This window comes from Lacrimispora sp. (genome assembly GCF_031982545.1).
GTDB lineage: Bacteria > Bacillota > Clostridia > Lachnospirales > Lachnospiraceae > Lacrimispora.
In genome coordinates, this window is the sequence record NZ_DALYXB010000019.1 from 1 (window position 1) to 21,661 (window position 21,661).

The 21,661-nt window shown below is 42.3% G+C and carries 22 protein-coding genes and 7 tRNA genes; 24 read left to right on the plus strand and 5 right to left on the minus strand.

All coding sequences use genetic code 11. The features are described from left to right. Window positions 1–59: 59 nt before the first annotated feature. The 17 genes from ABS301_RS23600 to ABS301_RS23680 all read left to right on the plus strand — a co-directional run bounded on the left by ABS301_RS23600 (window position 60) and on the right by ABS301_RS23680 (window position 11,889). Window positions 60–131: transfer RNA gene (locus ABS301_RS23600), tRNA-Glu, on the plus strand. Window positions 132–137: 6 nt separating this feature from the next. Continuing rightward, window positions 138–210, plus strand: a tRNA-Thr gene (locus tag ABS301_RS23605). A 39-nt stretch (window positions 211–249) separates the two neighbouring features. Next, window positions 250–323, plus strand: a tRNA-Ile gene (locus tag ABS301_RS23610). Window positions 324–352: 29 nt separating this feature from the next. Then, window positions 353–426, plus strand: a tRNA-Asp gene (locus ABS301_RS23615). A 23-nt stretch (window positions 427–449) separates the two neighbouring features. After that, window positions 450–522 (plus strand) — tRNA-Val (locus tag ABS301_RS23620). A 23-nt stretch (window positions 523–545) separates the two neighbouring features. Continuing rightward, window positions 546–631: transfer RNA gene (locus ABS301_RS23625), tRNA-Leu, on the plus strand. A 28-nt stretch (window positions 632–659) separates the two neighbouring features. Then, window positions 660–733 (plus strand) — tRNA-Arg (locus ABS301_RS23630). A gap of 274 nt (window positions 734–1,007) precedes the next feature. Then, window positions 1,008–1,859, plus strand: a complete 852-nt coding sequence (locus tag ABS301_RS23635; protein ID WP_349674516.1) for a zinc ribbon domain-containing protein — start codon at window positions 1,008–1,010, stop codon at window positions 1,857–1,859. Between the two features lie 220 nt (window positions 1,860–2,079). Then, window positions 2,080–2,913: a serine hydrolase gene (locus ABS301_RS23640; protein WP_349674517.1), complete on the plus strand. Its 834-nt coding sequence runs from the start codon at window positions 2,080–2,082 to the stop codon at window positions 2,911–2,913. Next, complete coding sequence (locus ABS301_RS23645; RefSeq protein WP_349674518.1) at window positions 2,910–3,998, plus strand: dipeptide epimerase; 1,089 nt, start codon at window positions 2,910–2,912, stop codon at window positions 3,996–3,998. Before ABS301_RS23640 ends, ABS301_RS23645 begins: the two co-directional genes overlap by 4 nt. Window positions 3,999–4,060: 62 nt before the next feature. Further along, window positions 4,061–5,995 (plus strand): peptide ABC transporter substrate-binding protein, encoded by a 1,935-nt coding sequence (locus tag ABS301_RS23650; protein ID WP_349674519.1) that lies wholly within the window; start codon window positions 4,061–4,063, stop codon window positions 5,993–5,995. A gap of 137 nt (window positions 5,996–6,132) precedes the next feature. Beyond that, a complete protein-coding gene (locus tag ABS301_RS23655) occupies window positions 6,133–7,074 on the plus strand; it encodes an ABC transporter permease (protein WP_349674520.1) in 942 nt (313 codons plus the stop codon). Further along, the gene (locus ABS301_RS23660) at window positions 7,071–8,057 is read left to right on the plus strand and encodes an ABC transporter permease (RefSeq protein ID WP_349674521.1); all 987 of its coding nucleotides are present in this window, start codon (window positions 7,071–7,073) and stop codon (window positions 8,055–8,057) included. Before ABS301_RS23655 ends, ABS301_RS23660 begins: the two co-directional genes overlap by 4 nt. An 11-nt stretch (window positions 8,058–8,068) precedes the next feature. Then, entirely contained in the window at window positions 8,069–9,121 is a 1,053-nt protein-coding gene (locus ABS301_RS23665; RefSeq protein ID WP_349674522.1) for an ABC transporter ATP-binding protein, read from the plus strand. Beyond that, window positions 9,121–10,053 carry an ATP-binding cassette domain-containing protein gene (locus tag ABS301_RS23670; RefSeq protein WP_349674523.1) on the plus strand — a complete coding sequence of 311 codons (933 nt, stop codon included), beginning with the start codon at window positions 9,121–9,123 and terminating at the stop codon, window positions 10,051–10,053. Before ABS301_RS23665 ends, ABS301_RS23670 begins: the two co-directional genes overlap by 1 nt. 79 nt (window positions 10,054–10,132) lie before the next feature. Continuing rightward, window positions 10,133–11,026 (plus strand): C40 family peptidase, encoded by an 894-nt coding sequence (locus ABS301_RS23675; protein WP_349674524.1) that lies wholly within the window; start codon window positions 10,133–10,135, stop codon window positions 11,024–11,026. Window positions 11,027–11,043: 17 nt separating this feature from the next. After that, window positions 11,044–11,889 carry a serine hydrolase gene (locus ABS301_RS23680; protein ID WP_349674525.1) on the plus strand — a complete coding sequence of 282 codons (846 nt, stop codon included), beginning with the start codon at window positions 11,044–11,046 and terminating at the stop codon, window positions 11,887–11,889. A gap of 4 nt (window positions 11,890–11,893) precedes the next feature. Here the strand turns inward: ABS301_RS23680 and ABS301_RS23685 are convergent, their stop codons facing one another. Continuing rightward, window positions 11,894–12,565, minus strand: a complete 672-nt coding sequence (locus ABS301_RS23685; RefSeq protein ID WP_349674526.1) for a YjjG family noncanonical pyrimidine nucleotidase — start codon at window positions 12,563–12,565, stop codon at window positions 11,894–11,896. A gap of 4 nt (window positions 12,566–12,569) precedes the next feature. After that, entirely contained in the window at window positions 12,570–13,208 is a 639-nt protein-coding gene (locus ABS301_RS23690) for a YczE/YyaS/YitT family protein (RefSeq protein ID WP_349674527.1), read from the minus strand. 77 nt (window positions 13,209–13,285) lie between these two features. On the opposite strand from ABS301_RS23690, the gene ABS301_RS23695 reads away from it, so the two are divergent. Beyond that, window positions 13,286–13,909, plus strand: a complete 624-nt coding sequence (locus tag ABS301_RS23695) for a cyclic nucleotide-binding domain-containing protein (protein WP_349674528.1) — start codon at window positions 13,286–13,288, stop codon at window positions 13,907–13,909. Here the strand turns inward: ABS301_RS23695 and ABS301_RS25825 are convergent. After that, complete coding sequence (locus tag ABS301_RS25825) at window positions 13,870–14,025, minus strand: type II toxin-antitoxin system prevent-host-death family antitoxin (protein WP_502878001.1); 156 nt, start codon at window positions 14,023–14,025, stop codon at window positions 13,870–13,872. The two genes, ABS301_RS23695 and ABS301_RS25825, sit on opposite strands and share 40 nt — an antisense overlap. On the opposite strand from ABS301_RS25825, the gene ABS301_RS23700 reads away from it, so the two are divergent. The 4 genes from ABS301_RS23700 (at window position 14,011) to glyA (ending at window position 18,918) form a co-directional block, all read left to right on the plus strand. Continuing rightward, entirely contained in the window at window positions 14,011–14,760 is a 750-nt protein-coding gene (locus ABS301_RS23700) for a M48 family metallopeptidase (RefSeq protein WP_349674529.1), read from the plus strand. The genes ABS301_RS25825 and ABS301_RS23700 overlap by 15 nt on opposite strands. Then, window positions 14,732–15,844 (plus strand): MCP four helix bundle domain-containing protein, encoded by a 1,113-nt coding sequence (locus tag ABS301_RS23705; protein WP_349674530.1) that lies wholly within the window; start codon window positions 14,732–14,734, stop codon window positions 15,842–15,844. Before ABS301_RS23700 ends, ABS301_RS23705 begins: the two co-directional genes overlap by 29 nt. After that, on the plus strand, window positions 15,813–17,525 hold the full coding sequence (gene recJ / locus ABS301_RS23710; RefSeq protein WP_349674531.1) for a single-stranded-DNA-specific exonuclease RecJ: 1,713 nt from the start codon (window positions 15,813–15,815) through the stop codon (window positions 17,523–17,525). The genes ABS301_RS23705 and recJ overlap by 32 nt, the downstream gene beginning before the upstream one ends. 142 nt (window positions 17,526–17,667) lie before the next feature. Further along, on the plus strand, window positions 17,668–18,918 hold the full coding sequence (gene glyA / locus ABS301_RS23715; protein WP_349674532.1) for a serine hydroxymethyltransferase: 1,251 nt from the start codon (window positions 17,668–17,670) through the stop codon (window positions 18,916–18,918). Between the two features lie 101 nt (window positions 18,919–19,019). Here the strand turns inward: glyA and ABS301_RS23720 are convergent, their stop codons facing one another. After that, window positions 19,020–19,190 carry a DUF1540 domain-containing protein gene (locus ABS301_RS23720; protein WP_349667875.1) on the minus strand — a complete coding sequence of 57 codons (171 nt, stop codon included), beginning with the start codon at window positions 19,188–19,190 and terminating at the stop codon, window positions 19,020–19,022. Window positions 19,191–19,267: 77 nt separating this feature from the next. Then, entirely contained in the window at window positions 19,268–20,209 is a 942-nt protein-coding gene (locus tag ABS301_RS23725; protein ID WP_349674533.1) for a glycoside hydrolase family 43 protein, read from the minus strand. Window positions 20,210–20,416: 207 nt separating this feature from the next. On the opposite strand from ABS301_RS23725, the gene ABS301_RS23730 reads away from it, so the two are divergent. Continuing rightward, window positions 20,417–21,193, plus strand: a complete 777-nt coding sequence (locus ABS301_RS23730; protein ID WP_349674534.1) for an FAD binding domain-containing protein — start codon at window positions 20,417–20,419, stop codon at window positions 21,191–21,193. Beyond that, window positions 21,194–21,661, plus strand: a complete 468-nt coding sequence (locus tag ABS301_RS23735; protein ID WP_349674535.1) for a (2Fe-2S)-binding protein — start codon at window positions 21,194–21,196, stop codon at window positions 21,659–21,661.

Below are 21,661 nucleotides of genomic sequence, written 5' to 3' on the forward strand. Positions count from 1 at the left end.
GTAGAGCAAACGGCTGTTAACCGTTGGGTCGTAGGTTCAAGTCCTACTCGGGGAGCTTTGGCCCCATGGTCAAGCGGTTAAGACATCGCCCTTTCACGGCGGTAACACGAGTTCGAATCTCGTTGGGGTCATTGAATGCCGATGTGGCTCAATTGGCAGAGCAGCTGATTTGTAATCAGCAGGTTATCGGTTCGAGTCCGATCATCGGCTTTCACTTTACTAAATATATCTATCAGATTATTATGTTTAGGACCTTTAGCTCAGTTGGTTAGAGCAACCGGCTCATAACCGGTCGGTCCCGGGTTCGAGTCCCCGAAGGTCCACTAGCACTGAACTAAATATTTGATAATCTGGCCTGGTGGCTCAGTTGGTTAGAGCGCCGCCCTGTCACGGCGGAGGTCGTGGGTTCGAGTCCCATCCGGGTCGTTTTACAACTGCATTTTGCTTATGGGATCTTAGCTCAGCTGGGAGAGCATCTGCCTTACAAGCAGAGGGTCATAGGTTCGAGCCCTATAGGTCCCATTTCCATGAGAAATCATGAGAATGCCGGCGTGGCGGAACTGGCAGACGCACAGGACTTAAAATCCTGCGGGCTTAATCGCCCGTACCGGTTCGATTCCGGTCGCCGGCATTGCCTGAAAAGGCAGCCAATTAAATATGTGTGTGTAGCTCAGCTGGATAGAGCACTTGGCTACGGACCAAGGTGTCGGGAGTTCAAATCTTCTCACGCACGTAGAGGAAAAGCATTTACACGAAAGTGTAGATGCTTTTTTTGTTGTGCGCCTTGCGACGCACGTTTCTAATGGGTGAAAAGTCCCTAGTCCCCTCATGGACAACAGTTTTTGATTCCACACCAAAAGAGGATGATACTTGTAATAATAACGAATGCCAAGAAGTCAGCAGAGGCACAAAGTATAATTTTGAAAGTAAATTTACTTTAAAAGTTATTAATTTTGATATATACTAACTATTAGTATATATCAAAATTAAAGATGAGGGGTACGAATATGTATTGTATGAAGTGTGGAACTCAATTACCAGATGGATCAAAGTTTTGTATGGACTGTGGTAATTCAGTATTACAAAGCGAAATTAATAATAATCAGTCAACAACTAAATCAAAATTAATACCAGCAAAATGCACCAATTGTGGAGCCACTCTTGAAGTGGATAGTTCTCAGCAGGCTGCCATATGCCCTTATTGTAAATCTGCATATATAGTTGAGCAAGCAGTTAATAATTATAATATAAGCTTTAATTCTAATTTAAACATAGAGAATACGACTATTAATATAAATGGGATAGATACTGACAATTTATTATTACGTGCAAAAGAGTTTGAGGATGAATACGAATATGAATATGCGTTGAGATACTATAATCAAGTTTTGGATGTTGATAATGAAAATAATAATGCACGTGATGGTGTAAAACGAATTAAAAATGCTTTAGAAAACTATATCTATTATGAGAGCCCAGCAAGCCGAGGTTTCACAGCTGGTAAATTACAATTAAAGAAAGATAAATTGATTTACATCAATAAAAAGGGACAGGAAACAGTGTATGATTTAAGATGGATAAAAAAACTTCAGAATTTTGGTGGAGGATTCTCTTTCAATTATGGTGAAATTCCATCTAGTATCTCAATTGTTTGTAAAAATAAAAGTTCAGAGTGGCTTGATCTGATTGACCACGCCTTAAAGGGAATATATCCAAGAAGACATAAGCCAATATCTATCGAAGAGTATATAGTAAAAAATTTTAACAAAAAAACTTCAATTCAAGCAGCAAACTATTATCAACAAATGATGAATGTTAGTACAAAAGATGCAGTAAAAAAAATAAGTGAGCTTTTATAAATTTAAATAATGATATGTTGTAGTTGGTAACTTATACTAATAATTATTTATAAGACAACTATTGCTTGATTTTTTTCCAGAATTTATTATACTAAATAGTAAATGATATAAGAAAATTTAATAAAAAAATCTGAATCAGGTGCAACGAGGTAGCTGGCAACAAAGGGTGCAGTGCCTCTTTTTTTATATAAATGATTCTAAATGACTGGAGTTTTGCGGGATGACAAGGGATGAGGTAATCAGAATATTAGATCAGGTTCCTGGAAAAATCAGCTTTTTTTATGAAAACCTGGAAACAGGAGAGCGGGTGGGATACAGGGAAGATCAGCCGCTTATGGCAGCCAGCGTGATAAAGATATATATTATGGCGGCAGCATTTAATCAGTTTGAGACCGGAAAACTGAGGCAGGATTTCTCGCTGCCCATATACAAAAAGGATTGCGTTCCATCCTGCGGAGCTCTCACTTACCTTCATGAGGGGATCTGTGTCACGGCATTGGATCTGGTCACTCTGATGATTATATTCAGTGATAATACGGCCACCAATGTGCTCATTGAATTATTGGGGATAGACGAGATCAATCGATATATTAAGTCTCTTGGATTTGAAAAAACCTGCCTTAACAGAAAAATGTATGATATAGAAAAGTCGAGTAAGGGGATTCAAAATTACATAACTGCATCCGAGACAGGCAGGCTGCTTACGATGATGTACCGGGGAGAATTGGTCAGTGAAGGGGCAAGCAGGCAGATGATATCAATTTTAAAAAATCAACAGCTTTGCAGTAAGATTCCATTTTATTTACAGGCGCTTACAGAGGAGCCGGAAATAGCCCATAAAACAGGCGAGGATCGTGGAATTACTCATGATGTTGGGATCGTTTATGGAAAAACGCCATTTTTGGTCTGCTTTTGTGGGAATGAGACGGATACTCCTGGATTTGAGCGGATTATGGCGGAACTATCGTTAAAATTATATGAAGAGACAAATCGGTCAGAGGCGCAGAATCAGAACAAAATCATGGACAGCATGATAGGAAGGAAATCAGAATGAGAATAGCGAAAATTGAAACGGCAGAAGTGAATATTCCTCTTGTAACTCCATTTAAGACAGCCCTCAGGACCGTAGATACTGTTAATGATATAGTAGTCAGAATTACGTCTGACGACGGGCAGGCAGGATACGGTGAGGCTCCCCCTACGGCTGTGATTACAGGAGAGACGAAGGGCTCTATCCGCTGCGCTATTGAAGAGTTTATTGCACCTCCATTAATTGGTATGGAGATTGAAAATTTGGATGGCATTATGAAAGTACTTCATAAATCAATGATTAAAAACACTTCGGCGAAGGCGGCTGTGGATATGGCTGTTTATGATCTGTTTGCAAAATTCTGCGGGAAGCCTCTCTATCAGGTTTTAGGGGGCAGTAAGGGCGAAATAGAGACCGATTTGACCATCAGCGTCAATGAGACAGAGGAGATGGTCAAAGACAGTCTGCTTGCAATCCAGCAGGGCTTTAGAATACTGAAGATCAAAGTCGGCAAAGAAGGACAAAAGGATGTGGAACGGATCAAGGCCATTCGCCAGGCTGTGGGGCCAGAGATTAGGCTTCGGATTGATGCAAACCAGGGGTGGTCGGCAAAAGATGCAGTTAGGATTATAAGAAAACTGGAGGACATGGGAATCGATATGGATCTTGTGGAACAGCCGGTGAGTGCCCATGATTTTGAAGGGATGAAGCTTGTCACCAGTCAGGTACAGACCCCCATTCTCGCAGATGAAAGCGTGTTTTCAGCCATGGATGCCATACATATCATAAAAGAACGGGCTGCAGATTTAATTAATATTAAGCTGATGAAGACCGGGGGAATTTACGAAGCTTTAAAAGTCTGTGCTATAGCAGAATGCTACGAAGTGGAGTGTATGATTGGATGTATGCTGGAGAGCAAGATTGCGGTCAGCGCAGCAGCCCACCTGGCAGCTGCAAAGGGAGTTATTACCAGAGCGGATTTAGACGGGCCCTCCTTATGCAGTGAGGATCCATATAGCGGAGGTCCTGCCTTTATGGGCTCCAGAATTATAATGAATGGGGAGCCGGGACTGGGAATCTTTAAAGTACCTGTTTTTGGGGAGAAATAGAAGCATACGAATGAGGACACTAATCCCTGACGGGTTAGAAATAAAAAAAATGGAGGAAAATTATGAAGAAAAAAAGATTAGCAGCCGGAATTCTCTGTGCAGTTCTTGCAACGGCAACTGTACTTAGCGGATGCGGAGGTAAAAAAGCTTCTGAAAGCAGTGCAGGAAGTGCGGAGGGTGGATCAAAGACCGAAGGAAGCGGAGAGCTGGCAGTTTATAAAAAGCTCTATGGAAGAGAGGCTACAACTCTTAATTATCTGGTTTCTTCCTCAGAAGATGATTATAAAATCGGAGCGAATGTGATCGACACGTTGGTTGAATACGATAGCAAGGGACAGATTAAACCAGGTCTGGCAACAGAATGGACTTATGATGAAGCGACCTTAACCTGGACATTTAAGCTTAGAGACGCAAAATGGGTAGATAACACGGGAAAAGAGGTTGGAACCGTGACTGCTCAGGATTTTGTGGATGCGATGAAGTATGAGCTAACTCCGGAATATGAAAGTGCTAATGTACAGAATTTGTTTGGTATTATTGCCAATGCCGATAATTATTATAATGGACTGGTTTATAACGGTGGTGCAGATAAGGACGGAAAGGTATGGCAGCCAGTTGAATTTTCAGAGGTTGGTGTTAAGGCTGTAGATGAACATACCCTTACTTATACGCTTGGAAAAGATGTTCCTTATTTCCTGTCTTCTCTGGCTTATATAGTTTATATGCCAGCTTATGGACCTCAGCTTGAGGAGCTTGGTAAGGACTTTGGAACAGGCGCAGACAAGATGTATTATAATGGTGCTTACTATCTGGAAGAATTCTCTCCTCAGGAAAAGCATGTTATGAAGAAAAATCCGTTAAATTACGATGCAGCTCTGGTTTATATTGATGAAATTCAGGAAGTTTACAATGCGGAATACAATACAATCGGACCTGAGATGGTAAAACGAGGCGAGGTGGATTATGCAGAAATCTCTTCCGATATTCTGGATGACTGGAAAAACGGTGAGGATACAAAGAACTTAATCAGCAGAGAGAGACCAAAAACAAGCTACTCTTATTTCTACTGCTTTAACTTTAATCCCCAGTTTGATGCTCAGTATGAGCCGGATAACTGGAAAAAAGCAGTAAATAATGAAAACTTCCGTAAGGCTTTATCATCAGCACTTAATAAGTCCAAGGAAGTTGCAGTGTTAGAGTCCGCCACACCCGATGATTTTGTTATCAACTCTATTACACCTCCAAACTTTACCTTTAATGCACAGGGTGAGGATTATACCAAGGTAGGGGATATGGCAAACTTAACCCAGACCTTTGATGAGACAAAAGCAAAGGAATACAGGGATCTGGCAAAGAAAGAACTGGAGGCATCAGGTGTAACATTTCCTGTTAAGGTATTAATGCCATACAATCCGTCTGAAGTAAACTGGGATAAAGAATGTCAGGTAGTGGAACAGCAGATGGAAAGCCTTCTTGGCTCTGATTTTATTGATATCGTTGTGGAAGCAGGTCCTGCAGATGGATTTTTAACAGAAGTACGTAGAAGCGGTAAATTTGCATTTATGAAATGTAACTGGGGCGCAGATTATGCTGATCCGGAGACCTGGACAGATCCGTTCTATCAGAAAAAGGGAGAAAGCGGATATGAACTTGGCTATAAGTATGGAAATATAGCAAAAGCAATTGAAGACGGAACGCCTTCTGCTGAAGCGGCTTTAGAATACCTGACTCTTGTGGATCAGGCTAAGGATATGAAAACAGATATCAATGCAAGGTATGAGGCATTTGCAAAGGCAGAGGCAAGTCTGGTAGATCACGCATTTGTGATTCCTTACAGCATTTCTGTCAGCAAGTATGTGGCAAATAAGCTGGATGTATTTGAAGGGCAGTATGCACCGTTCGGAGTATCTAATCTTCGGTATAAAGGACAGCATTTAAAGGATCATTTCATTTCCATGGATGAGTTTAAGGCGAACCAGGAAGCAAATGAAAAATAGACGGTAAGATAAAACGCCGGATCACAGGCTATGCTTTTGGTCCGGCGGAAAAATACCGTCTGAAGGGGAGGTGGATATCATCTGACTTCGCCTTCAGAGAGTATTTTTACAAACAAAACAAAGGAGTCTGAAAACTGATGTTACTATACTTGAGTAAAAGAATCGCACGTTCATTTCTTACATTAATCATCATTCTGACCGTTGTATTCTGTCTTCTCCGCCTAATGCCGATTGAAGGTTATTTTCAGAACTTTGATAAAATGACGACTCAGCAAATCGAAGTGGGTTTAAAGGAGATGGGATTGTCGGATCCCCTTCCACTCCAGATTGTTCATTTTTTCCAGAAACTGCTTCATGGGGATCTGGGTACTTCCAGGATTTACCGTTCCAACGTTCCTGTATCCGATATTCTGGCGGATAAAGTACCTGTATCCATTAAGCTGGGAATCTGGTCCATGGTTGTCTCACTTCTGGTTGGGCTTCCTATGGGGGCTTTTATGGCAAGGTATCAGTATCGTTGGTTTGATAAAATAGGTACATTTTTTATTGTATGTATTCAGGCTGTACCGGCCGCAGTCTATTTCCTTTATATTCAGCTTTATGGGACACAGCTCTTTCATGTAGGGCTGCTCTTTCAGATCGATGATCCCAATTACTGGATTTTGCCGGTTCTCTCCATGTCTCTTGGAAATATTGCATTTTATGGGATGTGGCTGAGACGGTATATGATTGATGAAAGCAATAAGGATTATGTCAGGTTAGCAAAGGCAAAAGGGCTGTCAGAAGGTAATGTTATGTTTAAACATATTTTCCGCAACGCCTTTGTTCCCCTTGCCCAGTATATTCCTACTGCATTTTTAAATACGGTAATCGGTTCTATTTACATAGAATCTCTTTACAGCATTCCTGGAATGGGCGGTCTTTTGGTTACCGTAATTAAAAAGCATGACAATGCCATGGTACAGGGGATTGTTCTTTTGTATGCCTGTGTGGGCGTACTGGGACTGCTTCTCGGGGATCTTATGATGGTTACGCTGGATCCCAGAATCAGCCTTGGAAAGAAAGCAGGTGACAGATGATGAAGCAATTTTCTTACCGCCATACAAAGGAAGCAGAGTTAATTGAAAATATGGAAGAAGCAGAGCTGTTTACGTTTGGGGGATATAATGAAGCGGAGACAGAGAAAACGGGATTCAGCAATTACTCTTATTGGAACAGCACGCTCCATGCATTTTTTAAAAACCGCATAGCCTTTGCTTTACTGGTGCTGTTAATGCTGTTATTGGCATTTACATTTGTACAGCCTTATCTTCCAGGCCAGTATGATCCAAACCTGATTATTAATGATACCAGTGGAATGCAGTTTCGTAATATTCCGCCTGGAAAACAATTTATTCTCGGAACCAATTCCATCGGTCAGGACTTATGGGCACGGATCTGGTCAGGAACCAGGACTTCGCTGTTTATTGGCTTATCAGTGGCGCTGGCGGAGGCCGTAATCGGAATTACGGTAGGGGTGATCTGGGGCTATGTCAGAAAGGCGGACTTTATACTGACTGAAATTTATAATATTATTGATAATATACCAAATACAATTATATTGATTTTGATCTCTTACATATTAAAGCCCAGTGTTAAAACACTGATATTTGCCATGTGTCTTACAGGTTGGATTCAGATGGCAAGATTTATCCGCAACCAGATACTCATTATCAGAGACAGAGATTATAATGTTGCCAGCCGGTGTCTTGGAACACCAACAGTCAGAATTATTGTGAAAAACCTTCTGCCTTATCTGGTTTCTGTCATTATGCTTCGTATGGCACTTACCATTCCGGCGGCTATTGGAAATGAAGTGTTTATTACCTATATTGGTCTGGGACTTCCGGTTAATATTCCAAGTCTTGGGAACTTAATCAATGAAGGAAGAGCACTGATTACCAGCCCGGCACTGCGCTATCAGCTGGTTTATCCTACCATTATTCTTTCATTTGTAACTATTTCTTTCTACATTATCGGCAACGCGTTTTCTGATGCCGCCGATCCGAAGAATCACTTATAAGGAGGCAGCCAATGGGACGAGAGACGATATTAGAGGTAAATGATTTAGATATTACCTTTGAACTGAGAGGGAAACGGCTTCATGCCATACGTGGAATTTCCCTGGAACTTTATAAAGGGGAAATTCTTGCGATTGTAGGGGAATCGGGAAGCGGAAAATCGGTATTTACAAAATCATTTATGGGACTCTTAGATAAGAACGGCAGTGTCAGCGGCGGGAAGGCCGTTTATTATGGCTCTGATGATAAAGTTCCGGTAGAGTTAACGGGAATTAGGAAAGAAAAAGACTGGTTAAAGCTGCGGGGACATGAAATTGCCATGATCATGCAGGATCCAATGACCAGCTTAAATCCATTAAAGACCATAGGTTCACAGATTATGGAGGCGGTTCTCCTGCATCAGAAGGGAAGCAGGGCTGAGGCCAGAAAACGGACGCTTCAGTATCTGACTGATGTGGGAATTCAGGATCCGGAGAAACGTTTTTCTCAGTATCCTCATGAATTTTCGGGGGGTATGCGCCAGCGTGTGGTCATAGCCATAGCAATCGCCTGCAATCCCCAGATTCTTATTTGCGATGAGCCCACGACGGCTCTTGATGTGACCATACAGGCTCAGATTCTGGAACTGATTAAGGAACTACGGCTGAAATATAAGCTTTCGGTGATCCTTATTACTCATGATCTGGGAGTAGTGGCGAATACGGCAGACAGAGTAGCCGTGATGTATGCCGGGGATATTGTGGAGATTGGAACCAGTGAGGATATCTTTTATGATGCAAGACATCCCTATACCTGGGCGCTCCTTTCCTCTTTGCCTCAGGTTGGGATAAAAGGAGAGAATTTATTCTCCATTGCCGGAACACCCCCCAATCTTTATGCAGAAGTAAAGGGAGATGCGTTTGCTCCCAGAAATCCCCAGGCTCTTAAAATTGATTTTGTGAAGAGTCCTCCTTATTTCAGCATTTCTCCTACCCACAAGGCTAAAACCTGGCTGCTGGATGAACGGGCACCAAAGGCGGATCCGCCGCCTGTACTAAAAATAATCAGAGAAGGAGGTCTGTTCTGATGGAGCGGGAAGTATTACTGGAAGTTAAGGATTTGGAAGTGACCTTCGGCGAACGAAAAAAGAAATATCAGGCAGTAAAAGGGGTAAACTTTAAGATTTATAAAGGGGAGACCTTTGGACTGGTGGGAGAATCCGGTTCTGGAAAAACGACCATTGGCCGGGCTGTTATGAGAATTATAAAGACTTCAGGAGGAGAAATTCTCTACAAGGGTCAGAAAATAAACGGAGATATTTCGGGAGAACTGGACCGGAAGGTGATTCAGGAAATCCAGATGATTTTTCAGGATCCTCAGGCATCTTTAAATGAAAGAGCCAAGGTGGATTATATTGTAAGCGAAGGGTTATTGAATATTGAAAAAGGGATTCCTGAGAAGGAAAGGAAAGAACGGGTGAATCAGGCACTTCTTGATGTGGGACTTCTTCCGGAGTTTGCCAGCCGTTTCCCCCATGAGTTTTCGGGAGGCCAGAGGCAGCGGATCGGTATTGCAAGATCTCTGATTATGAAACCGGAGTTTATTATAGCGGATGAACCGATTTCTGCCCTCGATGTGTCGGTGCGGGCTCAGGTTCTGAATCTTCTTACCAGAATTCAGAAAGAACGTCAGATTACTTATTTGTTCATTGCCCACGATTTATCGGTTATGCGGTTTATTACTGACCGGATTGCAGTCATACGCAAAGGAGAGATCGTGGAGATGGCTGAGACGGAGGAATTGATTACCCACGCCATTCACCCTTATACCAGGGCCCTTCTCTCAGCAATTCCCATGCCGGATCCAAAGCATGAGAAGGAGAAGAAGCTGATGGTTTACGATCCGTCCATGCATGATTATACAGCTGATCAGCCTTTCTGGCAGGAAATCAGAAAAGAACATTATGTACTGGCGAATAAAAAAGAGGCGGAAGAATATAAGAAATTATATGAGCGTTGACGAAACGGATGACAGGCAGCGAATTTATTCGCTGCCTTTGACTTGCAGGTCCGGTTCTTTGGAATGAAGGGAGACAGTGATGGAGCAGCAGTTTGCAGTAATTAAAAAGCCGGTAATTACCATATGGGACCGGCCTGGAGAAACAAAGGAGAACAGGGAAAAGAAACTGGTTTCTTCCATTGCAGATGAAGGGATATACGGTATGGGACTTCGGATCACAGGGGAGGAAGACCAGGGATTTTATCCGGTTGTAACAGCCTATCATTATCCGGGGTATGTAAGAAAAGAGGATGTGGAACTGACCGGCCTTTCTTCCCTGATTAACTGGGAAGAGGGCGGTCTGATGGTAACAGATGGAGAATTAGTGGATATCATGTCAATTCCCAAGGTCCAGGGTGTGAGAATCATGAGTGTTCCCAGAGGAGCGCTCATTAAGGTGAGAGAGTTTGAGTCTGAGGAACCAGGCTGGGCAATGGTTGAGTTATTTGACGGGCAGAATGGGTTTATGAGGAATCAGTATCTGCGCCCGAAAGAATATTCCCAAAGCGCTTTGTGGACGGATCATCTTCCACAGAAGGAAATTGTGGATGAAAGAGAATTTCGTCTGGCGTTGATCGAGACTGCAATGGAGTATTTGGGCACCCAGTACCGGTGGGGAGGCAGAACATCGTTTGGGATTGACTGTTCTGGTTTAACTTCACAGAGCTATCTGATGAATGGAATTATTATATTCCGGGATGCAAAAATACAGCCTGGATTTCCGGTTAAGGAAATTCCCAAGGATGAAATGCTTCCAGGGGATCTCATGTATTTTCCGGGTCATATTGCCATGTACCTGGGAGATGGATCGTATATTCATTCCACGGGTAAGATTGGCAGCAGCGGAGTGGTCATAAACAGTTTAAATCCTGATGCAGCGGATTACCGGGATGATCTGGCCAAAAGCTGGTATGCTTCGGGGAGTATATTCTAAAAAAAACGGAGGATGACATGGACAATAGATTTACATTAGAGAAACGAATTCAGGCAGAACTAATGAGCTATGACGGGAAATTGGGAATCTATCTCAATGATTTTCATGGTAATGTGATTACTATAGGGCAGGAAGAAAAATATGAGACTGCAAGTACCATCAAGACCTTTATACTTGCCTGTTTATTTGATGAAGTGGAAAAAGGGAACAAAAGTCTTGAGGATCTGGTGGAATATAAGGCGGAACATATGGTAGATGGGAGTGGCGTACTGGCAGCCCTGGAACCAGGGGCTGTGCTGAGGGTAAAAGATGCGGCTGTTTTTATGATTATCGTCAGTGATAACATTGCTACCAATATGATGATTGACTATCTGGGACTGGATACCATTAACCGCTGTATTGAGAAGCTGGGCTGCAAGGATACGATTCTTTATAATCCCATTCACTTTGACCGTTACCGGCAACTGGGAACCAGCACTCCAAACGATTATGGCAGCGTGTTTACAAGACTGGTAAAGGGAGAGCTGATCAGCGAGAAAGCAGATGGGGCGATGCTTGAAATATTGAAAAAGCAGCATTACAACAGTATGATTACAAAAGACTTTCCGCCTGTCTATATGGACAGTGACAATACAGATGACATACTGATTTCAGTGGCTTCAAAAAGCGGGAGCATGGATGCCTGCCGCAATGACGGAGGCATCGTATTTACTCCATATGGACCGTATGTGATTGTGATGTTTCATAAAGAATTTTCTGATGCCATGTATTATCCGGCTCATCCGGCCACTATATTCGGAGCCAGGGTAAGCAAAATGGTACTGGATCAGTTTTTGGCTTTGGAAGGAAGATTCTGTCTGTAGAGACCTACAGGTTTAAAAGCTGGGACAGATCATGGATGGTATATGTAGCATCAGAACTGGCGGGAGAATCTGCGGGGGTAAAAAGACAGGAGTCAATGCCTGCATTTACTGCACCCTTGATATCAGAACTTAAACTGTCCCCAACCATGATGGTTTCTTCCTGATTGAAATCAGGAATATGATCAAAGCAGTGTTTAAAAAAGTGGATAGATGGCTTCTCACTTCCCACCTTTTCTGATATAAACATTCCGTCAAACAGGTCGAAGATACCAGCCTGGTTTAGTCTGGTAACCTGAGTGGTATAGACCCCGTTGGAAGCGGTATAAAGCTTTTTCCCCATGCTTTTTAGCTGGATCAGCGTCTCTTTTGCGTGGGGGATGAGTTCCGGGCTGTTGCCAAGAAAGCTTCGATAGCGGGATTCTGCCTCCACTCCATCTACTTCTCTTTCCAGAGTCTGAAAGTATAGGGAAAATCTTGTGTGAAATACTTCTTCCCTGCTGATCTTCTCCTGCTCCAGCAGATTCCAGAGATTCTTGTTTATCTTTTTATATTCATCCAGCATGCTGCGTTCAAAGGGAAGGCAGTAGGATTCTATTACATTCTGAAAGCTTCGTTCTTCTGCCGCATCAAAATCCAGGATGGTGTTGTCAATATCAATTAAGTATGTTTGGTACATGTTTTTAGTCCTCCATATTCCAGTGCTTCTTAAAGAAGTTTAAGCAGATTCCTAACAGAGGGGAAAGGAGCAAAACACTGATTACGGTTCCTTCCCGGATCTGCCAGGGGGTATGTGCCCATAAGGTAAGGGCGATGGCAGCAACCAGAAATATCACATCAAAGCTCATGCGCACAGCGGTAAATTTCTTGTGATAAAGTTCCGTGATGGTAAGGCAGAGACTCTCTAAGGGGAACTTTATAATTCCAATTGCCAGGACAGCGCCAAGGCTTATGGAAGCGAAAATCAAACCGATCGCATAGAGCAGTACTCTAAAAAGGTAGCTTTCGGCCGTAAAGCCGGACAGAACCTGGTAGAGAAAAAAGTTAATGATAATTCCATTGGCAATGGTTGCGATAATCTGAATGATGTCCTTATAGTTTAATCTGGTACGTCTTAAAAGTAAATAGCTGATAAAAAAAATGGTATTAACCAGGTTTAATATGGTACCAACCTTCCATGGAATGAGAAAGGAAAGTGTAACTGCCAGTGCGTTTAAAACACTCTGGCCGATGGCTGCTTTTAACTGCAGCGATACTCCAAATCCAAATAGTACAAAGTTCAGGATGGAATAAGCGATTAATTTTGTATTTTTCTTCGTCATTGTTTTCACCTCGGGAATATGATACCATAGTTTCTGGATAACCTACTATGAGATTTATCATATCAGAGGAAATTATAATGAAACAGTTTATAACATGTGAGATTCCGGATCATTTAATAAAAATGGGGCAGGAGAAACGCTTCCCCAAAGGCAGCAATATTTTTAAGGTGGGGGAGTCTATTTCCCGCTGCTATTATATCTGCTCCGGTGCAGTAAAAATATATATAGATCATGAAAACGGCCGCCGCTCCATTCTTGATTTTGCAGGAAGAGAGGACTGGCTGGGGGAGCTTTCTATTTTCTGCAATGAGGACTTCACAAAAGAAAATAAAGTGGTGGATGACATCTGCTGCCTGGAGTTTGATCTGGAAGTTATTAGAAATATGTGTAAAAAGGACGCTGAGGTTTCTTTCTATTTCGCATCCTATATTTCCAGTAAACTGATGGCCAGAAGTTTCCGGCTTAGTGAATATCTTAATTATTCTCTGGAAAAAAGACTTGCCTCCTTTATACTGACCCATCACAAAGAGGGTTTGTATGGGATTTCCCATACGGATGTCTCTGAGTATATGAATGTCAGCTACCGTCATATACTGTTTGTTATGAAGAAATTTTGTGATGAGGGAATTATGAAAAAGGAGAAAGGGTATTTTATCGCTGATTATAAGAGACTGCAGGAGATCGCGGAACGCTCTGAATAATCCATAATTACTATTGTTTCTTTTCCATTTTTCGATATAATTAAGGGTACGGGTTTCTTTGCGAATAAGGAAAAAGAAAATAAGAGATTGGAATCGTATATATGGAAGAGGAACATAATGAAGATAGAAGGAACACAGGTATTCTGCCCTTTGAAGATGGAACTTTCTTAAACTATAAGATTGTAAAATCCAAGAGGAGAACCATGGCGCTCCAGGTCTCAAAAACAGGGGATGTGATCGTAAGACTTCCTTTCACAGTATCTTACCGTTTGGGGCATGAGCTGGTATTAAAAAACAGCAGATGGGTGTATGAGGCAGTTTTAAAGATCAGATCCCGGCCAGTATTAAACCAGTTTTCATGGGCCGATGGGAGTGAACTGCTGTTATTTGGAGAAACGCGTATCATTCGTATCCTGCATGATGTTAGGAGAAAGGGGATTTTAATAAAGGAATCCTCAGAAGAATTAACACTCACTGGTCCCATAGATGGAGAGGATACAGTCAAAACAGTGATTAAGAACTGGTACAGGCAGCGTGCAAGGCAGTACCTGGAGGAGAAAACTGCTTTGTGGGCACAAATTATGAAGACGGATTACGGCAGAATCGCCATTCGGGATCAGGCCACCAGATGGGGCAGCTGCAGCGGAAAGGGAAACCTAAACTTTAACTGGAGACTTGTGCTGCTGCCGGAAGATCTGGCTGATTATGTGGTAGTACATGAACTGGCTCATCGGTCTTATATGAATCATTCAAAAGCATTCTGGTCAACTGTAGAAAAGGAAATACCGGATTACCGGTCCAGGAGGAAGAGATTAAGGGAATATGAAAGTGACATCTATCAGAAATATTAAAATAAAAACAAAACTTATTTTGTTGGGAGCAATCAGCATTTTGGGGTTAATATTTATTGGAACGGAATCTGTTATTACAGCTAGTAAGATTAATGAAGCCAGTACGGTGATTTCCCAGTCATGGGTGCCAGCCATTATCATTGCGGAAGAGTTAAACACGAAGACATCCGATTACCGTATTAAGGAATATAACCATGTGGTCACTTCAAACGGGGTTGACAAATCTCAGCTGGAGCGGGAGATGGATGGCATTAAAACTGAGATAGACCGGTCTTTTGTCCGGTATGAACTTTATATTACGGATGAATCAGACCGCCAGTTAATGAATGAGGCCAAAGATAACTGGAGGAAGTATTTGGAATGCAGCTATCGCCTTCTTGCCGTCAGCCGGGAAAATAACTCCAGTGAAGCATTTAACATCATCATGGGTGAATCCAGAGAGCTGTTTGATGAGGCAAGCGATGGGTTTTTAGAGGTTGTGGATTATAACAGAAAAGGATCCGAAGCAGCCAGCATTGAAGGAGATCATTTATATATGCGTCTGGCAAGGATGAAAGTCATCAGTGTTGGTGTGGTGGGATTTTTAATTTCACTCCTTGTGATTTATATTATCATTGCCATTGATAAACCGGTAAAGGATCTTGTGGAAGGAACCAGAAGAGTGGCAGACGGAGATCTGGGTGTTTATTTAACCTACCAATCCAGGGATGAAATCGGCATCCTGACCAATTCTGTCAATGAATTGATTGACCGTTTGAAGCATATTATTGATGATGAAAAATATTTATTTCAGGAAATAGGAAGTGAGAATTTCGAGGTGAAATCTACCTGTGAAAAAGCTTACCGGGGGGACTTTGCTCCCATTCTTTATTCCATTACAAGCCTTATGAATCGTTTGTCTGCCGCAAAAAGGCGGAAAGAAGGCTTGCAGGAGAATCAGGAAATTGGAAATAAAAGAATTCGGGAAATAACAAGAGCCAGGAAATTGAGAGAGATAAAAGGCGCAAAAGAAGAGACAGCACAAAAGAGTGTTATTAAGGAGATCAAGAAAGATGGCAGCAGAGCAGTGGATGCTTCAGACTAAACGGGCTGATTTTGATGAAATGGCAAAGTTTCATCATATATCACCGGTAACGGCAAGAATTATCAGAAACCGGGAAGTATTAGGGCGGGAAGCCGTGGAAAAGTATTTAAAAGGGGGGCTGGGTGATTTATACAGCCCCTGTCTGCTGAAAGATATGGATCGTGCCATATTGATTTTAAAAGAAAAGATACAACAGTTGAAACCGATCCGGATCGTAGGAGATTATGATATCGACGGAGTCTGTTCTACATACCTTTTGTATCAGGCTCTGAAAGAGACAGGCGCAGTCGTGGATTATGAAATTCCGGACAGAATTAAGGATGGATATGGGATTAATGAATCTATAATCAGGGCAGCTTACGAGGATGGCATTGATACAATTGTGACCTGCGATAATGGAATCGCCGCAGTGGAACAAATCAGTCTTGCCAAAAAACTTGGGATGACAGTGATTATAACAGACCATCATGATATTCGCAAAGATGATGGGCAGGAGATGCTGCCACCTGGAGATGCGATTGTTAATCCCAAGCAGGAAGCCTGTAAGTATCCATTTCCTGAGATCTGCGGTGGTATGGTGGCCTTTAAGCTGGTACAGGCTTTGTATGAGGCATTTGGCATTTCAAAAGAGAAATCCTTTGATATGGTGGAATTTGCTGCCATAGCAACCGTTGGAGATGTGATGAAGCTGCAGGACGAGAACCGGATTATTGTAAAAGAAGGTTTAAAGCGCATTGGGAATACCAAAAGTCTGGGTCTTTTAAAACTCATCGAGAAGAATAATCTGGATAAGGATCATATCACGTCATATCAGATAGGATTTGTGATCGGCCCTTGTTTAAACGCAGGTGGACGTCTGGTGACTGCCAAGCTGGCTCTTTCGCTGCTTTTATGTCAGGAAGAGGAAGAAGCAGACAGAATGGCGGCTGAATTAAAGGATCTCAATGACCAGAGGAAGGATATGACGAAATCAGGAACAGACGAAGCGGTAAAGCTGGTAGATGAACATTTTTCCAAGGATAAGGTTCTGGTGGTATATCTGCCGGATTGCCATGAGTCACTTGCTGGAATCATAGCCGGCAGATTAAGAGAGCGTTTTCAAAAGCCGGCATTTGTGCTGACGGATGGGGAGGAGCATGTAAAGGGTTCCGGACGATCCATTGAGTCTTACCACATGTTTGACGCTCTGGTGGAGGTAAAGGAACTTCTGCTGAAATTCGGAGGTCACCCAATGGCAGCGGGGCTGTCTCTGTTAAAGGAAAACGTTGATGAATTACGCAGAGCTCTGAATGATAAAGCAGAGTTATCGGAAGAGGATTTTGTTAAGAAGGTATGGATCGATGTTCCCATGCCTCTGGAGTACATAAGTGAGCCTTTAATAGAGGAACTGGATTTACTGGAGCCTTATGGACAGGGGAACGAAAAACCACTGTTTGCACAAAAGGATTTGTCCATTCGCAGTGTACGCGTACTGGGGAAAAACCGGAATGTGGTCAAATTTTCACTGGTAACAAAAAACGGTACGCCTATGGATGGACTTTTGTTTGAAGACGGAGATTTATTTGTAGAAGAACTGGGAAATCACCGCCGGCTTGACGTGGTGTATTATCCGGCAGTAAATGAATACAATGGAAATAAATCTCTTCAGATTGTAATAAAAAATTACAGGATTTTAAGCTAGATCAGACAACAGGATCTTTATGAAAAGCTTCTTGCTCAACATGCAGAAGATGAGAAAGCCTTGACATTTTAAGGAAGTTTGCTATATAATCTACCAAAATGCTAAAGAGTAACGATTCAAAAGGAAAAGTGAGGGATTGGACATGGTAAATGAGGTAATGAAGTTTATCACCGGCTTTGACAAGGAAGTAGGAGAAGCCATCGAAAAGGAATGCGCACGTCAGCGAAGAAATCTGGAATTAATCGCATCCGAAAACATTGTTTCAGAACCGGTTATGATGGCTATGGGAACTGTGCTTACCAATAAATATGCGGAAGGTTACCCTGGAAAGCGTTATTACGGCGGATGTGAAGAGGTGGATGTTGTGGAAACCATCGCCATTGAACGTGCAAAAAAACTGTTCGGCTGTGATTATGCCAATGTTCAGCCCCATTCAGGAGCCCAGGCCAATATGGCGGTATTTCTTGCTATGTTAAATCCAGGTGATACCGTTATGGGAATGAATTTAAATCATGGTGGTCATTTAACTCATGGAAGCCCAGTAAACTTTTCCGGTCTTTATTTTAATATCGTTCCTTATGGAGTGAATGATGACGGATTCCTTGATTATGATGAGATGGAGCGTCTGGCAGTGGAGCATAAACCAAAACTCATTGTGGCTGGCGCAAGTGCCTATGGCAGAGCCATCGACTTTAAGCGGTTTAGAGAAGTGGCAGATAAGGTGGGAGCTTATTTGATGGTGGATATGGCTCACATTGCAGGACTGGTTGCAGCAGGAATTCATGAAAGTCCCATTCCTTATGCAGATGTGGTTACCACCACAACTCATAAAACCTTAAGAGGACCAAGAGGCGGTATGATCCTGGCAAACCAGGAGGCAGCTGATAAGTTTAACTTTAATAAAGCAATTTTCCCGGGAACTCAGGGCGGTCCGTTAGAGCATGTAATTGCTGGAAAGGCAGTTTGCTTTGGAGAAGCGTTAAAGCCTGAGTTTAAGACCTATCAGGAGCAGGTGGTTAAGAATGCCAAGGCGCTTGCTGCAGCACTGGTTAAGCAGGGATTTCATATTCTTACCGACGGCACGGACAATCATCTGATGCTGATTGATTTAAGAGGGATGGAAGTTACTGGAAAAGAACTTCAGAACCGCTGCGATGAGGTATTTATTACCCTCAATAAGAATGCGGTTCCAAATGATCCAAGAAGCCCCTTTGTTACTTCCGGTGTCCGGATTGGTACCCCAGCTGTTACTTCCAGAGGATTAAAGGAAGAAGACATGGATAAGATTGCAGAGTGCATCTGGCTTGCGGCAACTGATTTTGATCAGAAGGCCGATTATATCAGAGCTGAGGTAACAAAAATCTGCGATAAGTATCCGATTTATAATAACTAATGAAACAGAAAGCTGCTGCACGTTTCGGTGCAGCAGCTTTTTTCATATGCAGGAAGGAATTCACTCTTTTCTGCATGTCAGGAGGAAATTAGATTTGGCTTTTATGCCTGGTTTTTAAAAGATTCGCAGTCTGTGCATTCTTTTTTTGTAGGATTCTGCTCATGGGTTCCTACTTTGATTTTTTCCAGTGTGCAGTAGTCATCACTCTTGGCATGATAAGTGCAATTGTCAATAGTACATTGGATACATTCATTTTTACCGTTTACTAACATCGATTTGACCCTCCTTTATTGTTTGTTGCATCTATTATTGTGAGCGTTTTTGGCTAATTTATTATGCCAAATTTTTCTTAAATAAAATGGGCAGAGTCCAATCGGTGGTATTCTTCCTGGTTAATCGTTAAAACAGTGCCGTGCTTGAATCCGTAAGGAAAGGAGAAGGAACTATCGGAACGGATAAAATTGCCGGAAGAAATTGTCTCAGCAATAAAGGGAACGTATCCCTGTTTATCTTTTATTTTTGTACCGTAGTAATCTAAAAACAGGCACCAGCGTCCATCTTCAGTCCGAAAAGCTGTAGGGGCTTCGTATTGTCCCTGTTCCAGCTTTTTCATCTCTTCGCTGAACTTAGGAATGATAGAAAATGGACCGGTAATACATTGTGACTGAAGCAGTAATATGGTAGCCGGATTGGGATTACTTTTAACAAAGAGGTAGAAAGTTTCACCATCTTTATAGAAAGCAGAATCAATAATATCACTGTCTTCTTTTTCATATAGTACCCTGGGACTGGTAAATGATTTAAAATCCTTGGTTCTGCTGTAATAAATTTTTTTATTTCCATAGTTGTTAGAAGGGTGGGAAGAAGACCAGTGAATCAGGTAATCACCTGCTTCACTGTCAAAAATAATATCAGGAGCCCAGACACATCCAAAGGGCTCGCTTCCAAAGGAAATCAGCCGTGGGGCGGACCAGTGAATCAGATCGGGAGATTCCCAGAGAACCAGATTCCTGCTGCCTTCCCTGCTGACATTTTCCCAGCTCCCTTTATACTTTGTCTTAAAATTTCTTGCAAGGCTTAAATCTGTGGCAAGTATGTAATAAATTCCTTCTTTTGTGCGGCAAATAGTAAAATCCCGCACACCCTGTTCTCCAATGTCACTGGTAAGAATAGGAATGCCTCCGTTTATTTCCTGCCAGTGAAATCCATCCTTGCTGATGGAAAAATAGACGGCTTCTCCATCGGGATCTTCCTTTTCTTTAAAATGAACAAATAAATATGCCTGCATCATACACGTCCTTTCTGTTTTTTTTCCATCTTATCACTTGATGGCAGATGGGACAAGTTGTTGTTCTGGGAAAATAATATTGTCAAATCAGGTGTGAGTATGATATACTTTTTTGGGTTTTTAATAAATATATTGTCAATTATAACTAATACTTATTAATATGGGCGGCATTTACTGATAGATCCAGTTCTATGCAGGAGGATAATTTAAGTGATCAGATTTAAAAATTACGTAAGAGCAGAAAGTCTGGAAGAAGCTTATAATCTGAACCAGAAAAAAAGCAGTATAATCGGTGCAGGAATGATGTGGCTGAAGGTTCAGAACAGGATAAAAATGACTTTGGTGGATTTGTCCGGTCTTGGACTTGAAGGAGTCGAAGAAACGGATGAAGAGTTTGTGATCGGAGCCATGTGTACACTGCGCCAGCTGGAAATACACAAGGGACTTGATGGGTATTTTAAAGGTTTATTTAAGGAATGCACCCGTTCGATCGTAGGCGTTCAGTTTCGCAATGGAGCAACGGTGGGAGGAAGCATATTTGGCAGATTTGGATTTTCTGACATTCTTACCTGTATGATGGCACTGGATACCTATGTAGAACTCTATAAGGGAGGAATTATTCCACTTGAGGAATTTTGCAGTCAGAAATTTAACCGGGATATTCTGGTCAGAATCCGGATTAAAAAGGACGGCAGAAGGGCATTCTATGCATCTTCCCGAATGACCAGAACGGATTTTCCTCTAATTGCATGCTGTGTGTCCGCAACGGATGATACTTATTACGTATCAGTGGGAGCAAGACCAGCAAAGGCAGAGCTTGCTGTCATAAGCCGCAAGGAAGGGGAAGATTTTAAAAAGCTGGCGGCACTGGCAGCAGACCGTTTTCGTTATGGCACCAATTTTCGAGGCAGTGCAGAGTATCGGAAACATCTTGCTGCAGTATATGTGAAACGGCTTTTCATGGCACTGGACCGGGAGGAAGGGTAAATGCAGATTGAATTTACATTAAACGGAAGACTCATTTATGAGGAGACAAGCGACGATGAAACCCTGTTCCACCTGTTGAGAAGAAAAGGCTGTTACAGTGTGAAATGCGGTTGCGAGACGGAAAACTGCGGGCTGTGCACCGTCCTTGTCAATGGAGTTTCAAGGCTATCCTGTTCCTATCTTGCAGCCAGGGCGGATGGCTGTGACGTGGTAACACTGGAGGGCGCTCAAAAGGAAGCGGAGGAATTTGGTTCTTTCCTTGCAGCGGAAGGGGCTGAGCAGTGCGGCTTTTGCAGCCCTGGCCTGATCATGAATGTTATGGCCATGGAAAAAGAACTGGATTCTTATGAAGAAGAGAATGTCAAAGAGTATCTGGCAGGCAATCTTTGCCGCTGCAGTGGATATATGGGGCAGCTGCGTGCCGTAAAAAAATATTTAAGCAGAGGAGAAAACAGGAATGAATGTTAG